The 16,545-nt window shown below is 64.3% G+C and carries 10 protein-coding genes; 6 read left to right on the top strand and 4 right to left on the bottom strand.

Features of this window, described 5'->3' with window-relative positions:
* Positions 1-1,202: 1,202 nt before the first annotated feature.
* The 3 genes from F0U63_RS28890 to F0U63_RS28880 all read left to right on the top strand — a co-directional run bounded on the left by F0U63_RS28890 (position 1,203) and on the right by F0U63_RS28880 (position 6,184).
* The gene (locus F0U63_RS28890; protein WP_395834576.1) at positions 1,203-1,748 is read left to right on the top strand and encodes a hypothetical protein; all 546 of its coding nucleotides are present in this window, start codon (positions 1,203-1,205) and stop codon (positions 1,746-1,748) included.
* A gap of 4 nt (positions 1,749-1,752) precedes the next feature.
* Positions 1,753-4,053 carry a hypothetical protein gene (locus tag F0U63_RS28885; RefSeq protein WP_395834574.1) on the top strand — a complete coding sequence of 767 codons (2,301 nt, stop codon included), beginning with the start codon at positions 1,753-1,755 and terminating at the stop codon, positions 4,051-4,053.
* Between the two features lie 823 nt (positions 4,054-4,876).
* A complete protein-coding gene (locus F0U63_RS28880; protein WP_395834572.1) occupies positions 4,877-6,184 on the top strand; it encodes an NAD(P)/FAD-dependent oxidoreductase in 1,308 nt (435 codons plus the stop codon).
* A 21-nt stretch (positions 6,185-6,205) separates the two neighbouring features.
* Here the strand turns inward: F0U63_RS28880 and F0U63_RS28875 are convergent, their stop codons facing one another.
* Complete coding sequence (locus F0U63_RS28875) at positions 6,206-7,675, bottom strand: PLP-dependent aminotransferase family protein (protein ID WP_395834570.1); 1,470 nt, start codon at positions 7,673-7,675, stop codon at positions 6,206-6,208.
* Positions 7,676-7,770: 95 nt separating this feature from the next.
* Here F0U63_RS28875 and F0U63_RS28870 point away from each other — a divergent pair, with 95 nt between their 5' ends.
* On the top strand, positions 7,771-8,448 hold the full coding sequence (locus F0U63_RS28870) for a pyridoxamine 5'-phosphate oxidase family protein (protein WP_395834568.1): 678 nt from the start codon (positions 7,771-7,773) through the stop codon (positions 8,446-8,448).
* 191 nt (positions 8,449-8,639) lie between these two features.
* A complete protein-coding gene (locus F0U63_RS28865; protein WP_395834566.1) occupies positions 8,640-9,971 on the top strand; it encodes a sensor histidine kinase in 1,332 nt (443 codons plus the stop codon).
* A gap of 82 nt (positions 9,972-10,053) precedes the next feature.
* Here the strand turns inward: F0U63_RS28865 and F0U63_RS28860 are convergent, their stop codons facing one another.
* Both F0U63_RS28860 and F0U63_RS28855 read right to left on the bottom strand, forming a co-directional pair.
* Entirely contained in the window at positions 10,054-13,995 is a 3,942-nt protein-coding gene (locus F0U63_RS28860; RefSeq protein WP_395834564.1) for a GH92 family glycosyl hydrolase, read from the bottom strand.
* 109 nt (positions 13,996-14,104) lie between these two features.
* Complete coding sequence (locus tag F0U63_RS28855) at positions 14,105-14,791, bottom strand: hypothetical protein (RefSeq protein WP_395834562.1); 687 nt, start codon at positions 14,789-14,791, stop codon at positions 14,105-14,107.
* Positions 14,792-14,870: 79 nt separating this feature from the next.
* Here F0U63_RS28855 and F0U63_RS28850 point away from each other — a divergent pair, with 79 nt between their 5' ends.
* On the top strand, positions 14,871-15,578 hold the full coding sequence (locus F0U63_RS28850) for a hypothetical protein (RefSeq protein WP_395834560.1): 708 nt from the start codon (positions 14,871-14,873) through the stop codon (positions 15,576-15,578).
* A 78-nt stretch (positions 15,579-15,656) separates the two neighbouring features.
* Here F0U63_RS28850 and F0U63_RS28845 read toward each other — a convergent pair whose 3' ends face one another.
* Positions 15,657-16,487 (bottom strand): ion transporter, encoded by an 831-nt coding sequence (locus F0U63_RS28845; protein WP_395834558.1) that lies wholly within the window; start codon positions 16,485-16,487, stop codon positions 15,657-15,659.
* Between the last annotated feature and the right edge of the window lie 58 nt (positions 16,488-16,545).

Below are 16,545 nucleotides of genomic sequence, written 5' to 3'. Positions count from 1 at the left end.
GCACATCGCGGGCGCGCTGTGGGAATGCTTGCTGGAACTCGGCACTAGGAAATGGGCACTAGCCGCGTTGCGACGTTACCGGGCTCCATGAAGTCCACCCCGTACACGGTGGCCGATTCGAGCCCGGGCTCCGCCGTGGCGGCCACACGCCCCTTGGGGACCGGTAGGCCGCCATGGGGCGAGCCCACGCGAACTAGAACAGGACGATGAGGGCCCAGGCGTGAAAGCAAGGGGCCAAACGCGCTCCAGTAGGGCGAGAGTGAGGAAGACGGGTGCACACAGCGTACCTCCGGAGGCAACGCAGCCAAAAGTCGTCGCTCCGGAATTACTTGGAATTAATGGTACGCTCGTCAAGCCACCGGGTTGGCCAGCGGTGGGAGGAAACCCGGAGAAGGCCCGAGAAGGTGTCAAAGGACTCGTGTTCGGAAGGTGTACAGGAGCGCTGCTCGGCACGGGTGGAACTGCGCTCTTCGAGTAGATCAACGAGGGAGCGGGGCTGGGACATAAGCGCAGGAGCAGGAAAGAGGGGGCTGGAACGTCCAAGTGGTCTCTCTGGAAGTGGAGATTACGTTACTTCGGGGCTAAGTCCGCGAGGGTAGTGGCTCCAGGCACAGCATCTCGAATGAGCACGGTCGGCCGGGTGGTCGGCACATAGATAGGCTCCCTCCTGTCAAATGTTCAGGGCGAATCAGGCCGGAGTTGAAATTCTTCCTCGATAGCTTGAAGGTGTGATTGAATTTCGATCTTGAACGATGGGTACTTACACACGTATCTCGCCCGAGGTGAACGCAGCATATGGACGACAATCTGCCTCGACATTCTGGGGCCACAACGTGTGTGTGCCGGTCGATGCAGGGCAGAATCAGAAAAGCAGGTCGGCTTGGCTCCTACGGTCTATTTCAGGTGAAAGATGGGAACACTCACCCACGGCCCCATTGTACGCGGCATGCTCGCCTCCTCAGGCGCTCTGCGGACGTTTTTTAATTTTTAGAATTCACTCCTGATGTACGCAAGGTTGATTAGGTGGGCTTTAGTTAGAATTCTACTCAAGCCAACCCGCATAAGGACTCTTTTCAATGCCTGAGACGCCTTCAACGACGCCCATGCCTTGGGCAACTGCTCTCTTAGTTGATTACGATAATGTGCGACGAAGAGCACTTCCAGAAATGTGGAAGCACACGGTCCCCAACTTGGGGGAATGGGTGGGATACGCGACCGGCAAGTTCCGGTTGCCATGTCTTATTCGTTTTTATCATGGATGGTATGATGCGCGCCTAAGCCCAACAGCGGAACTACAATCATTCAATAAAGTGCGCAACGATCCGAAGTTGACGGCAATTATTCATGATGCATCACGCGCGGCGGGTGTGCCGGGAGTTGTGAATATTCAAGCTGCTTTTGGTCCATGGAACGACCAAATTCAATTGCCAACAAGCCGGAAACACACGCGAAATGACTGCGAGTTGAATGATTGCCCCAGACACTCCAATCCACTTCAAAAGATTGTTGATACGCTGCTGACCCTGGATGTGGCTCAGTTGAGTGCGGCTGGGGTGGCTGTTAATGTAATTACAAGTGACGATGATTTGACAGCCGCCTTTCGACTGGCTGAGCGCTACATTTTTCCACCTGGAATTGATTTGCCCCCAGGGTTGGCATTGGTAAACAGCAGAAGAAATGGACTGGTGGAGTTTCATTCGTTTCCTTATTCGGCTAGGGCTTGGACCAAGCCTCTTGGCATGAGGTGAGAGCGTGATGAATTCGATTTCTCGTCTGGTGTTGGATGATTTTCAAACGCTCTTGCCTGGTGTCGAGGTGAGCATTGAGGATGATAAATATATATTGATCCGAGATCTGGGAGCCGGCACTGAAGATATTTATGAGTATTCAGCAGTCGCCAACGAACCTGGTCTTAAGCCGGATATCTACATTCGAGCCGGCGGCCCAAATTTCGAACGTTACAGCGATTTTTGGCGGCGGCGCTTGAATTTCCAAAAAATTGGAACACGGATTCGACAGCAACTGGTTGAAAAACTCGAAGGCACGAAGGTAGTAAAGTCGAAACTAGTAAAAAGGGCCTTTACCGACGCAAAAGAAGAACCTCTTTCTAATATTCGAGAATTACTTAACTCAAGTCCGAGTGGTCGGGAGCTTGAACTCCTTTTCGTGAGCGCAGATGGTGGTCGTGGGAAATCGACCATGCTCCGTCAGTTCGTCGTAGAAGAACTGACCAGTGGGGAGGGAAGACTTTATGTTTTTGTTGATATTCACGGGAAGTCGTTTGCCTCTTTGTCTGAGCATATTGCGTTGGAGCTGGACAGGTCCGCCCCGTGGATCACATTTGATGGGTTTCTTCGTCTTCTTTCGATTGGGCTGATTCGTCTTGTTTTGGATGGGTTTGATGAGCTGGGCGTTGAACTCGGAGAAGATATTGTTTTTGAGCGGTTGCAGGATTTTTTGGCGGAGGCGCTGAAGCTTCGGTCTTCCTATGGTAAGTCAATAGCTATTGGAAGGCGAGTGGTCGTTGTGTTGTCTGGTCGTACTCAGTATTTTTCAAATGTGAATCTAAAGCAAAAGCTCTCGCGTTTGGTGGAGGGGGCTTCGACTTGGATTGAGTTTCAACCGTGGTCTCCCGAGCTTGCTGTGAAGTTTGTTCGAGATAATCTCTCCACGCTCATCCCCAGCCCGGAGTATCTGCTTAGCCTAGAGGCAGCGTTAAGTAAAATCGAGAGCGAGCAGTCTCGTTTGTATGGGATTGTCGTGCATCCGGTTGTGCTTAGAGTCTTGGCCGAAGCTGAGGTGTCTTTCGAATCTGTTGGTTTTAGCGCTGCATCCGGGGCGGAACCTGCAATCCGGGGGCTAGTCTCCCTTCTGAGTCACGGAATAGAGGCGTTGATGCTTCGCGAAGAGCGAAAGCACATATCTGCTTCGGGTGTTTCCTTGTTCCCAATAAACATCCAACGTCAAATACTAGAGTTGGTGTGTGCGGAGGTTATAAAGCACAACGAGGATCCGCTGGCATTCGACCCGTTTTATGTCGAATGGTCGGCAACTCTTGTTGCTCAGAATGAGGCTCTGGATCAGGACGCGCAGCGGAGATTGGCTGGAGCAGCTCCTCAGCACGTATTGTTCGGCCTGGGGGGGTCGGCAAAAAGCAAGACGCTAGGTTTTTTGCATCAAACAATCTTTGATGTGATTGGTGGATGGGTGGTGTCAGAGCGCATCAAGAGCTCTGATTCGGTTGCTGCTTCTGCTATTTTGCAGGTGAAGTATTTGAGTGATGAGATGCTGGCCAGTGCCGCACTTCGCCTGCAGCGTGCAGTTCATTCCATGACCAGAACTGCGGATATCACGCAGGAGCTTTTGCAGAGCCGACGTGACCCTACAGTCGCGTGGAATCTCGCCAAGCTATGTTTTGAGAGGCGTTTGGTTGCTGGCAGGCCAGCTATCCCTTCCTCCGGGAAGTGGTCGGTTTCTGGTGCGACATTCGTTCAAATATCCTTTGACCCGCTTGCCATGGAAGGTGCGACGTTTAGCAGGTGTGAGTTTAGTTTGTGTGAACTGTCTCTTCCGACAAATGAACCCGCTCGATTTGAGCAATGCGCCTGGAGTCAATGCAGCTTTTCGTTCGAAGTTGATTCGAAGGCAGTAATTGTTCGAGACTGCAGGGCGACAATGTTGGTGCCTGTTTTGTATGGAAGGGAGTGTGAGATTGTCTCCAACCTGGAGGACTTGGGTGAGTTGTTGGTAGACCAGTTTAAAGGTGTTTCTTTTGTGCAACCTCCGCAGAAGCAGAGGCAGTTGACAGATCGCCAAAAGACAATCGTCCGTTTTGTGAAAGAGCTTCGAAGAAATCAAAAAGTTAAGATTGAACAGGTGAGAAATCGGATGCAGATAGATGAAAGGCTGGTCTGGGAGCTTGTTGGGAGGCTAAAGCAACTGGGTTATATTCGAGAGCACGGCGGTCCACATTCGGGAAAAGAGAGTTATTATCAAGTGGTTGGCGACATAGATGCTGGTGTTGAACAACTTTTTGAGCACGGTGAGTTTTGATGTGTGATGTGTGCGTTGGCATTCCAATTGATGCGTCCTCGATTCTGTTTGATTGGGGGGCTGCATGAGACTTGTGAGATTTCAACTTGAATGCGACAACGTCCTGAGGGGGTAGATAGCTCTCGACTGCATGATTCACTCCAGAAGTGATATACGGATGATTATTGTGCAGGAGGTAGAAGGCGAGGCACACCATGTCTCGTACGAGAAGTTCTCTCCTCATGCTCGGTGAGACTTCGGCGGAGATTCTCTGGTGAATGAGCGCTGTTCCACGATGATGGATGCGTGGAAGGGGAACGCTCATTCTTCGAGGGAGTCGAGGTCCTTTGGTGATACGGCAGCCGCGGGACAGCGCCTCATGGGCCATTGATCGCCCTGAGCTGACATCGAGAGCTGGTTCCTATTTCTAGCGCCAGCGCCAAACGGCAGTCACCGGAAATTCGCGGTTGAGCACGGCGGCACCGGGCTTCGAACTCTCGAACTTGGGGACACGCCCATCTTCGTTGCCCAGCGCGATGCACACGGAAAACCTCCTGGTAGCGCACCACCAGTTTCTCCTCCGCGCCCAGGTCCACTGAAGGCTCCAGGGCGATGAGGGTGTCCCCAACATCAACCCATTTGAAGCGGACGTAGTGTTCCTCCACATCCACTGCGGCCCTGTCCAGGGTCGCGTCGAAGCGCAGGTACGGAGATCCGGAGTCCGCCCGTTGTGCCCGGGTTCATAGCGGCACTGTGAAGCCCGTCATGGCCTCCTGGCCCCTGTCGCGCCGCGCTTTGACAGCCCAGGTCGCGCGAACCCATGCTCGGCTCACCAGGAGCCTCCATGAGCACCATGCGACCCACCACAGAGACCTACGACGCCATCATCGTCGGCGGACGTCCCGCGGGAGCCAGCCTCGCCATGCGTCTGGGCCGCGAGGGCATGCGCGTCCTGATCATCGATCGGGCGAACTTCCCCAGCGCGCCGCCCGTCTCGGTGCCGTTCCTCATGAACAGCTCCATGCGCCTGCTCGACGAACTCGAGGTCCCCGAGTCCGAGTACGCACACGACGCGCCGCACCTGCGCCACTTCTTCGTCGAGTACAAGGACTACTTCCGCGCCCACTACACCGTCTCCGAGGTGGGAGGCCGCGATTACATCTACACCGTCGATCGTGAACGCCTCGACGGCTGCCTTTGGAACCACCTCTCCCGTTTCGACTCGGTCACGCGACTCGAGGGCGCCCACGTCCTCTCGCTCGAGCGCGACACCTCCGGGCGCGTCTCCGGGGTCAAGCTCCGCCTCGAGGACGGCGAGGAGCAGGTGGTCGAGGGCCGCTGTGTCGTCGGCGCCGATGGGCGCTACAGCCTGGTCGCACGTCAGGCCGGTGCGCGCGTCACCGAGCAGCGCACGGATGTCGATACCTCGGCGCTGTATGCCTATTGGTCCGGATTCGCGCCCTACGACGCGGATCCCACCGGCATCCAGATCCACTCCGCGGGTGATGGGTTCTGCATGATCATCATGCCGACCACCCAGGGCCGTGCCGGTGTCGTCTTCCAGGGGCGCTCCGACCGCTTCAAGGTGTCCGGGGATGCCCAGGCCTATTACCTCGAGAGTCTCCGCCGCTATCCCGCGATCTGGCGGCGCCTGGCCCAGGCCACCCAGGTGTCTTCCATCCGCGGCATCAAACGGATGGGAAACCTCTACCGGCAGGCGGGCGGTCCCGGTTGGGCGCTCGTCGGTGACGCCTTCCACCAGAAGGACTCCATCGACGCGCAGGGCATCTATGACGCCCTGCTCGAGGGCAAGCTGCTCGCGGCCGCGCTGGTCGACTGGAAGCGAGGCGCCATCAGCTGGGAACAAGCCATCGAGCGCTATGAGCGGGAAGCGCTCTCGGCCACCCGCGCCATGTTCCACGCCACGCTCGACCGGGTGAAGCGGGAGATCTACACCGAGCTGCCCTCCTGGGCCGCCCGGAGCCTGCTCCGGTGGACGATGACCGACAGCGAGTACATGCGGCGCTTCTCGCTCCTGCTCGCGCGCCGGCTCGACCCGGAAGGGTGGGCCTCGCCTGGCGTCCTTCTCGGCGCAGTGGCTCGTGGGCTCACGAGCGATTTGCGCCGGCTCGTCTCCAGCCCGCGCGGCTGAGCATGAACCCAGACAGACGCCTCACAGGCGCGACCGCGCGCGCACCATGCGCCGCACGGCCTCCGCGAGCTCGGACTCCTTCAGGGCCGCGAAGCCCAACCGCACGGCGGGCACGGGACGCCCGTCGAAGCTGTAGGTGCTTCCCGGGGTGAAGATCACGCCTTCCTCCCGTCCCGCGCGGGCCCAGGCGTCGGCCTCCACGTCTGGCGCGCACCGTGCCCACAGGGCCATTCCCCCCGCGGGGGGAGTGACGGTGAGCGCCCCCGCCAGCTCCCGCTCGAGCGCCTCCACCAGGGCATCGCGCCGGTCCCGGTAGATGCCTCGGAGCTTGCGCACGTGGCGCTGCACCTCGCCCTCCTCCAACAACTCGGCCACGGCCAGTTCCACGGCGAAGTCCCCCTGCCGATCCACCGCCTCGCGCACCCCGAGGGCGTGCTCCAGGAAGGGGCGTGGCGCGGCGAGGAAACCCAGGCGCAAACCGGGCGCCAGCACCTTGGACAGCGTGCCCACGTACAGCACCAGCCCGTCCCGATCCGCGCTCGCCAACGGCAGCACGGGGTGGCCGTCGTAGTGGAACTCGTGATCGTAATCGTCCTCGAGGAGGGCCACGCGGTGGGTGCGCGCCCACGCCATCAACGCGAGCCGCCGCGCCGGGGAGAGGGTCACGGTGGTGGGGTAGTGGTGGTGGGGCGTGAGGTACACCGCGCGCACCGGCGTGCGCCGGGAGAGCGTCTCGAGTGCCTCCACGCGCAGTCCCTCGCCATCCACCGGGACGGGCGCGAGGCGGGCTCCGGCGAGCTGGAGCGCGTGCCAGGCGGGACGGTAGCCAATGGCCTCCACCGCCACGGTGTCCCCGGGGCGCAAGAGGGTGCGTGCCACCAGATCCAACGCCCCCTGACTGCCCCGGGTGATGATGAGCTCGTCCGCGTGGACGGCGAGCCCGCGCAGGGAGGAGAGCATCTCGGCGAGCGCGGCGCGCAGGCGTGGGTGGCCGCGCGCGTCGCCGTAGCCGAGCAGCCGCTTGCCACCGAGCTTCAACGCCCGGCGGTAGGCGCGCGCGAGGGAGGAGGAGGGGAGGAGCCGGACGTCGGGCTCGCCTCCCACCATGACGAGTGCGCCGCGCGGTGACTCGAGGCGCTCACGGCGAAGGGGGGAGGCGGCGGGGAGGGAGAAGCCCACCCGTGAGGGCATGGCCGCGCGGGGAACGCCGGTGGTGGAGCGGGCGGGCACGTCTGGCAGCGTGGGAGAAACGGAGGTGGCCCGGGCCGCCGAGGTGGTGACCCAGCCCTGCGTCGCCAGCTCCTGGTAGGCGGCGAGCACCGTGTTGCGGTGCACGCCCAGGGACTTCGCGAGGGTCCGGCTCCCGGGCAGCGGCGCGCCGGGCGGGAGCCGGCCACGGCGGATGTCCTCCTCCAGCGCGCGGGCGATGCGCACGAAGAGGGGAGTGGGTGACGGAGCATGGAGGTCGAGTGTCAGGTCCCAGCCCTTCATGGGCGGGAGCCTGTTCCGGGCGGTGGGCACTGGTCCATCGGAATTGGAGGAACTGGGTCTGTTGGATGGACCAGTTCGGAGTGATGAACAGGCGCATGAACACACCGCCTCCCAGTGAACGCGGCACCGTCCGCCGGCTCCCGCAGCGCGCCTCCTACGACGAGGCCGTCATCCACTCCATCCTCGATGAGGGCCTGGTGGCTCACGTGGGGGTGGCGGTGGAGGGTCAGCCGTATGTCATTCCCATGGTCTACGGCCGCATCGGACGGCACCTGTACCTTCATGGCGCCTCGGTGAGCCGGCTGGCCCGGCAACTCGCCCAGGGCGTCCCCGTGTGCTTCACGGTGACGTTGCTGGATGGCCTCGTCCTCGCGCGCTCCGCGTTCCACCACAGCGCGAACTACCGCTCCGTGGTGGTGCTCGGCACGGCGGCGCTGGTGACGGACGAGGCGGAGAAGACGCGGGCGCTCGAGGCCATCACGGATCACGCCCTGCGCGGCCGCTGGGCCGAGGTGCGCCCGCCCAACGCCCAGGAGCTGAAGGCGACGTCCGTGCTGCGGCTGCCCCTGAACGAGGCCTCAGCGAAGATTCGCACCGGACCGCCTCGCGACGATGACGAGGATCTGCCGCTCGGGTGTTGGGCGGGGGTGCTCCCGCTGCGCCTGCTGACCCTTCCACCCGAGCCCGCTCCGGATCTCCGTGAGGGCATCCAGCCCCCCGCGGCCCTGTTCGAGTACCGCGCCAGGCAGGGGGGCCCCGTGAAACCCGGATGAACCACCGGGTTGGACGAGCCGTCAGCGGCTCGCTGGTGCGGGGGCGGACAGCTCGGGTCCTCGCCCACTGGCTCGCTGGGCAACCCGGGTCTCGTGGGTGAAGCCATGTTCATCCATCAATCAACCATCGGCCCGGGCGCTTCGGTGACAGGGGTGGGCATTCGTGATTGCGTCCCCCCCAGCGGTGCCGAATGACGAGCCCATCCCGGATTCCTGAGTTCTCCGAAGAAGAGCTGAAGCACCTGCGGCTCGGACAGTTCCTCCAGTTCATGTTGCCCATCGCGGTGGGCTTCCTCCTGGTCTACGCCGTCTTCGCGGTCGTGCTGCGCAGCGTGTCCCTGGTGGGAGGAACGGGGGCGGTGCTGGTGTATACGCTGGCGCTCACGCGCTCCCGGCGGCTGGCGGCCCAAGGGCACTCGGAGCGCGCGGCGCTCCTGAGTGGCTACGCGCTGCTGGTGATGGTGGCCCTCGGGGCGATCTTCGTGCACTTCCTGTTCGCCGCCCTGGTGGTGATGGCCATCGCCGGGGTCGTGCTGGTGCAGCCCTATGCCGAGCGGCCCGCGCTCGCCCGCTACATGTTCGCCGCTTTCGGCGTCGTCGCCTGGGTGGTGGGGGTGGATGTCCTCCTGCCGCCGCTCGTCGAGCAACCCCCGCCAGAGCTCCAGCGCTGGGTGATCGCCCTGGCGGAGCTGGCGAGCGTGGGGCTGATGCTGCGGATGATGTGGGTGGATGCGCTCCGGCTGCGCCAGAGCCTGGCGCGCGCGGAGCAGGCGGTGGCCATCCGCGACGAGTTCCTCTCGGTGGCCAGCCACGAACTCAAGACACCGCTCACGCCGCTCAACCTCAAGCTGCAGGCGCTCCGGCGCGAGCTCTCGGCGGCCTCTCCTTCCGCCTCCCCCGAGCGCAGCCTGGGCCACATCGAGATGGCGCAGCGTCAGGTGAAGAAGCTCGTGGAGTTGGTGGACGATCTGCTTGATGTGTCGCGCATCGGCGCGGGACGGTTGGAGTTGCACCCCGAGAAGGTGAATCTCGCGGCGCTGCTCCAGGAAGTCGTGTGGCGCTTCGAGCCAGAGGCCGCTCGCGCCGGGTCCACCCTCGAGCTGGAGGCCCCCCAGCCGCTCATGGCCTGGGTGGATCCCTTCCGGTTCGAGCAGGTGCTCGACAACCTGTTGTCCAACGCCCTCAAGTATGGGGCGGGCAAGCCCATCCGGGTGCGGCTCGAGCCGCAGGAGGGACGCGCGCTGGTGACGGTCCGCGACGAGGGCATTGGCATCCCCAGCGCGGCGCTCGAGCGCATCTTCCACCGCTTCGAGCGGGCGGTGTCCGGCAGGCACTACGGCGGCCTGGGGCTGGGGCTCTACATCACCCGGAAGATCGTCGAATCGAGCGGCGGCGGCATCGTCGCGTCCAGCGCTCCCGGGCAGGGCGCCACCTTCACGGTCGACCTGCCTCTGGTGGAGGCGGATGCGGCCTCGGCCACTTCCGCGTCATCGCCGACCGGTTCGATGCCTCGCCTCTCGTGAGGGGCGCCAGCCTGGAGCCACCTCATTGCGCTCGACGGTGTTGAGCACAATGAGGTGGGGTCATCCTTCGGCCTGCTGTTCCTCAGGGTCTGGCGAGCAGCTCGACCTCGGCGAGCGACATGCCCGCCGCGCCCGTCAGCGCGAGGCGGTAGTACGCGTAGGTGCCAGGGGTCGCGACCCGGAAGGCGCGCGTCTGCGTGCGCCAGCGGAACGTCTGGGCGCTGCGCTGATCGAGCGTCGTGAAGTTCACCCCGTCGTTCGAGCCGCTCAGCGTCCAGCCGGTCGGGTCGACCGTGCCGGTGCCGGACGTCAGCGTGTAGAAGGTGACCTGCCGCCCGCCCGAGGCGAACTGGTACTGCAACACGGGATCCTCCGCGGTGAAGCTCACTCTCGTGGCCGAGGTGTCATCGAAGAGGTTGCTGATGTTCGTGCCGTCGCTCGACGTGGCCGTGCCGCCCGTCGCGGTGTCGCGCAGCGGGTTCGGGACGTTGCCATCGGTGGTGATCGAGGGCGGCGCGTCCTCGGCACCGGTGCCCCAGCTGGAGGGCGAGGGGCCCATGTCGAAGTCGAGCGTGATGCCGGCGGTGAGCTGCTCGTGCGTCAGGTAGGTCTTCGTCTGCGCCTGCCCGTTGACCCTCAGCGCCTGCACGTAGACGTTCTTCGGGCCGTTGTTTGGCGCGTTGATGGTGATGTCCTTGCCGTTCTCGAGGTGGATGACGGCCTTGGTGAAGAGCGGCGAGCCAATGACGTAGTTCTCGCTGCCCACGCCGAGCGGGTAGAAGCCGAGCGCGCTGAAGAGGTGCCACGCCGACGTCGCGCCATTGTCCTCATCGCCGAGGTAGCCCTGGCCGATGTTGCTGCCGATGAAGAGGCGTGCGAGCGCGTCGCGGACCTTCTCCTGCGTCTTCGCCGGCTGACCGGCGTGAACGTACATGTACGGGATGTGGAACGAGGGCTGGTTGCTCAAGCCGAGCTGCCCCATGCGCACGTCGCGCGCCTCGACCATCTCGTGGATCACCCCGCCGTAGCCGCCGCCGAAGGTCGCCGTCTCCGGCGTGGCGAAGAACTGGTCGAGCTTCGTGGCGAGCCCGGCCCTGCCGCCGTACAGGGCCGCGAGGCCGAGGCCGTCGTACGGCGCGTCGAAGGCCATGTTCCAGCCGTTGGTCTCGGTGTAGTCGTAGCCCCAGACGCGCGGATCGTAGTCTGCCGCTGACTTCGCGAAGGCGCCGCTCGCCGTCCTGCCCTGGAAGAACTGGATCGACGGATCGAACAGGTTCACGTACTGCCGCGAGCGATCGAGGAAGTACTCCGCGTTCTCGACGAACTCCTGGTGGCGCGGGTTGCTCGCGTCCGTGGCGAGCACGCGCGCCATGTTCGCGATGCCGAAGTCGTTCAGATAGCCGGCCATCGCCCAGGACAGACCGGCGCCGAGCGAGTTCGGGGTGTAGCCGAGGAAGATCGACGACTCGAGTCCCTTGCGTCCGACGCCGTTGTTGGTCGGCCGGACCGTGGCGTTGCGCAGGGCCGCGTCGTAGATCGCCTCCACGTCGAAGTTGCGCACGCCCTTCACGTAGGCGTCGGCGAAGGCGACATCCGAGCTCGTGCCGGTCATGAGATCGGCATAGCCGGGCGAGGACCAGCGCGCGATCCAGCCACCTTCCCTGTACTGCTGCGCGAAGCCGTCGATCAGCTCGCCCGCGGTGGTCGGCGTGAACAGCGCGTAGGCCGGCCAGGTCACCCGGTAGGTGTCCCAGAAGCCGTTGTTCACGTAGATCTTGCCGCTCACGATCTTCGCGCCGGTCTGCGTGGGCGTATTGGTGCCGCTCGGCGCCGCCACCGGGCTGGCGTGCGCGTAGACGGGTTCGGCCGCCGTGCCGGTGTTCTCGAAGCCCGAGTTCGGGTAGAGGAACAGCCGATACAGGTTGGAGTAGAGCGTGGTGAGCTGGTCCTCACTGGCGCCCTGGACCTCGATGATGCCGAGCTTCTGGTCCCAGAGCTTCTGGGCGCGCGCCTTCACGTCATCGAAGCGGTCGCCGTCCGCGATCTCGAGCGCGAGGTTCTTCTTGGCCTGCTCGACGCTGATGAGCGAGGTGGCGATGCGCATGGTCACGGTGCGGTCGTCCGCCGGCACGGTGAAGCGGAAGTAGCCGGTCACGTTCGCGCCGCCGCCGCCGGAGAGCATGCCGCTCGTGGACACCGGCCGGTCGAACGTGGCGTAGACGAAGATTCGCGAGGCACCCACCGACAGGCCGCTGCGCGCGTCGGAGTAGCCCGTGATCGTGCGCGACGCGGGGTCGAGGGTGAGCCCGCCGCTGTTGTTGACGTTGTCGAAGATGAGGCTCGCGTCGTCGCCGGGGAACGTGAAGCGGAAGAGCGCGGCGTGATCGGTGGGAGTGAGCTCGGCCTGGACGCCGTTGTCGAACTTCACGCCGTAGTAGTAGGGCCGCGCGATCTCGTTCTCGTGCAGGAAGGAGAGGGCGCGCGTGGCGCGGTTGGCGTTCGGCGTGCCCTTGGCCGCCGAGGGCATGACCTGGAAGCTCTGCCGGTCACCCATCCATGGGCTCGGCTCGTGGCTCAGGGAGAGCGCCTGGAGCGCCGGGTGGTTGTCCGCGTTGTTGCGGCGGTGATACTCGTAGAGCCAGCTCGCCGAGTTCGCGTCGGTCACCGGGGTCCAGAAGTTGAAACCGTGAGGGATCGCCGTCGCGGGGAAGTTGTTGCCGCGCGAGTAGCTGCCGCTCGAGTGGGTGCCGCGCAGGGTGGTCGCGTAGTCCGACAGATGCGTGGGGGCCGTGTGCACGGGTCTGGCGGTGATCCGCACGTCGTCGATCCATCCGCCGAAGCCGGCGACCGGCCCTTGCGGTTGGTCGTAGCCAATCAGGATGCGCTTGATCGTCTTGCCGGCGGCGACGTCACCGATGCGGGAGACCTTGTAGTTCCACTCGTTGGGGTAGAGCGTGCGCGAGGCACCCTGGCCCGCGGGGCTCAGCACCGCGTGGTGCTGGTCGACGGCGTTCAGCTCGCTCAGGTAGGTGCCGTCGTCGAAGGCGAGATCGAGCGCCGCGTAGGTGCTCGGGTAGTTCGGGTTGTTCGTCGCCGCGTCGACGAAGAGCAGGTACGACAGCTCCGTCGTCGGCGTGACCCGCACGTCGACGTCGAAGAGCTTGTTGTAGGAGTAGCCACGGCCGCTCGCCGTGACCGCGCCCGAGAAGCGCAGCGCGTGCGTGCCGGTGAATCCGGCGCCGAGCTTGGAGTTCCACGAGCCGCCAGGGCCGTTGCCGACCTCGCTCTTCATGTCGGTCACTGGCGGCGGCGTGTCATCGCCATTGGAGAGCTGGAGCTCGGCGATCTGCACGATGTTACCGCTGTGGTTGGCGGTGACGTTGAGCCGGTAGTAGGGGTAGGCGGTGGTGTTAGTGAACTCGTAGGTGTGGGTCTCGAAGCGGTCGGCGAACGACTGGTTGCTGCGCTGGTCGAGCGCGGTCCAGCTTGTTCCGTCCTGCGAGCCCTCGAGCGTCCAGGCGGCGGGGTCGCGCTCGGCCGCGTCGTTGGCGGAGGAGAGGGCGTAGCGCTTCACGGCGATGGGCTGCGCGAGCTTGAACTGCACCCAGCCCGTGCTCGTGAACGTCAGCCACTTGGAGTTCACGTCCCCGTCGGCGATGCGATCCGCGGTCTCGTTGGGAGGGTTTTCGCCGTTGGCGGCCACCTCGGCCACCTGATCCATGATGTTGCCGCGGATCCGCGTGTCCTGCTCCCCGGTGACCCCGAAGGACTTCTTCTGTCCCTTCGCGTCGACTTCGACCGTGGAGTTCCAGGTGGGTTGTGGATCCGCGTTCTCGAACGACGTGTAGAAGTCCTGGGGCTCATCGGGGGAACCGCCATCGGTCCCCGCGTCGGTATCGGAGCCCGCGTCGGTATCGGAGCCCGCGTCGATGTCGGAGCCGGCGTCGGCCCCGGGGTTGGGCGGAGGGCCGCAACCGATGGTCGAGGCAACCGCGAGGGTGAACAAGAGAGAGCGAACAGTCATGCGTGAACCCTTGAAGGCATGGGGGGCCGTGCATCCTAGACGAAGCACTCTCTCTGGGGCGCCGCGTAAAACGCGCGAGCGCCAACAAACCGGGCAGGCTCACTCGGGTTCAGTACTTGGAGATATTGACGTCTTCCAGGAACACCTTCTTCACGGGCACCTTCTCCTTCTTGGTGGAGAGGGTGACGTTCTTGTTCTTCTTCTCGTCGAACTGGAGCTTCTCGGAGATCCGTTGTCCGGTGAGCAGATTGGTGCTGGTCTTGCTGCTGCTGCCGGTTGCCCGGTCCACGTGCTCGATGTCCTCGCCGATGAGCAGGAAGCGTTTGTCCTTGGGCTCGAAGCGGAAGCGCAGCAGCGAGTGGGTCATCTCCCGCGAGCCGCTGCTCTGCTCGATGAGGAGGACCCCCTTCTGCAGCTTCACCTGTCCCCCGGCGCCCGGCGCGCTCAGCGTTCCCGCGCAGGTGGTGCAATAGAGGACCTGGTTGGAGGCGCCCGCCCGGCGCAGCGTCGCGCCGTCGGTGAGCAGGACGAGCAGGGCGCGGGCGTGATCGATCGCCACTCCCTCGGAGTCGCTGTCCGGCCCCGCTTGGACCAACTGGAGGACGACGTCCTCGCTGCCATTCCTGTCGAGGTCCCCGCGCACGGTGTCCTCGATCTTCCAGCCCGAGGGAACGAAGTCCTGGGGCGTCTTTCCCTCCTGGGGAACCTTGGAGAGTTCCAGGGGTATGGGCTCCTGCGCCAGGGCGGGAAGTGACAGGGAGAGCAGCAGTCCAAGGACCGTGGGTGTCATTCGCATGCGCGCAGCTTGCCTGAATCCGTCCGGACGCCAAGCAGGGGCATCGCTCTGGCGTGGGCGTTGCACCATGCTGGAGCCCATGATCCTTTCGATTTCCAGGTGGTGCGTGTCATTGCTGTTGTGCACGGGGCTCGTGTTGCCCGGAGTGAGTCGGGCCGCCCAGGAGTCCGCGGCTCCCATCGCGGCCGAGGAGCGTGAGCTTCCCGGGACCCAGGATGATGCACCGCGGCGATTGATGACGGAGCAGGGGTACGCGGACGGCTCGGGGGAGCCCGTGCGTTCGGGAGCCCCCCGGGGCGTGCGCATGCTCGCGGAGGTGGGGGGAGGGCTGGTCACCTCGGCGGCCCTGGGGATCGCCGGTGGGCTCACGGGCGGTCTGCTCTGCCTGGGCGGAGCCCAGGATGACTTCGACGCGCTCCTCTGCCTCATTCCCGCCGGCCTGGGAGCCCTCGCGGGCACGGCGCTCGGTTTTCCCCTGGGCGTGTGGTGGGCGGGGGATGCGGTGGGCGGCGATGGCTCTCTGCTCGCCACGTTCGCGGGCGGCCTGGTGGGAACGCTCGTGGGAGGGATGGTGCTGGGGGTCGCCGCGGTCCGGGCATCGAGCGATGGAGGGTCGGTCCCGGCGCTGACCACGGCCAGCCTCCCGCTGTTGAGCGTGGCGGGCTGCATCGCCGGGTACGAGCTGTCCCAGCGCGAGCCACGCCGGTGGGCGGCGCGCGGGGGGCTCCAGCCGCTGCTGGCCGTCACCCCGAGCGGCGCGGTGCTGGGCCTGAGCGGCCTGTTCTGAGTGACAGGGTGTGCACACCACGGCGCACGCGTGTGCACGGCGGCGTACGGCCGGGCCCGTTCGACGAGCCGCCGTGGATCAGAGGACGTTGCCGCAGCGCTTGCAGTGGCGCGCGTCCAGATCGTGGCCCTCGAGGCCGCAGCCGGGGCAAGCGCGCGGATCGATGGCGTGCTGCCGGGTCGCCTGGGCGAGCTCCACGGACACGATGCCCGTGGGCACCGCGAGGATGCCGTAGCCCATGATCATCAACACCGAGGCGATGAACTGTCCGGGCACCGTCTTGGGCGACAGGTCTCCGTAGCCCACCGTGGTCATCGTCACGACGGCCCAGTACATCCCCCGCGGGATGCTGTCGAAGCCGTTGGCGCTCCCCTCCACCATGTACATCACCGAGCCCATGATGACGACCGTGCTCAGCACGGCCCCGAGGAAGACGATGATCTTCTGCCGGCTGGCTCGGAGCGCGGTGAGCAGCACGTCCGCCTCCCCGAGGAAGCTGGCGAGCTTGAGCACGCGGAAGACACGCAGCAGGCGCAGCACCCGCACCACCAGCAGGGACTGCATGCCGGGCAGCACCAGGCTCAGCACCGAGGGCAGGATGGCCAGCAGGTCCACCAGCCCGAAGAAGCTCGACGCATAGAGCAGGGGCCGGTTCACCGACAGCAGCCGCAGCACGTACTCCAGCGTGAAGAGCACGGTGAAGCACCACTCGAGCACGCGGATGGTCTGCCCATGCTGGACGCGGATGGACTCCACGCTCTCGAGCATCACCGCGAGGACGCTGAGCACGATGGCCCACAGCAGTGCCACATCGAAGGCGCGACCGGCTGGGGTGTCCGACTCGAAGATGATGGTGTGCAGCCGCGCCCGGAGTCCCGACGGAGCGCTCTGCTCGGATGGATGTGGCACGAGGGCAGTCTAGCCCTCCACGGCGCGGCGGGGGCGGAATGCTGTCCGCCCGCCGCGA

The sequence above is a fragment of the Cystobacter fuscus genome (assembly GCF_044360685.1).
In the GTDB taxonomy this organism is placed as follows: Bacteria; Myxococcota; Myxococcia; order Myxococcales; family Myxococcaceae; genus Cystobacter; species Cystobacter fuscus_C.
This window is presented reverse-complemented; position numbering and strand designations above follow the sequence as displayed.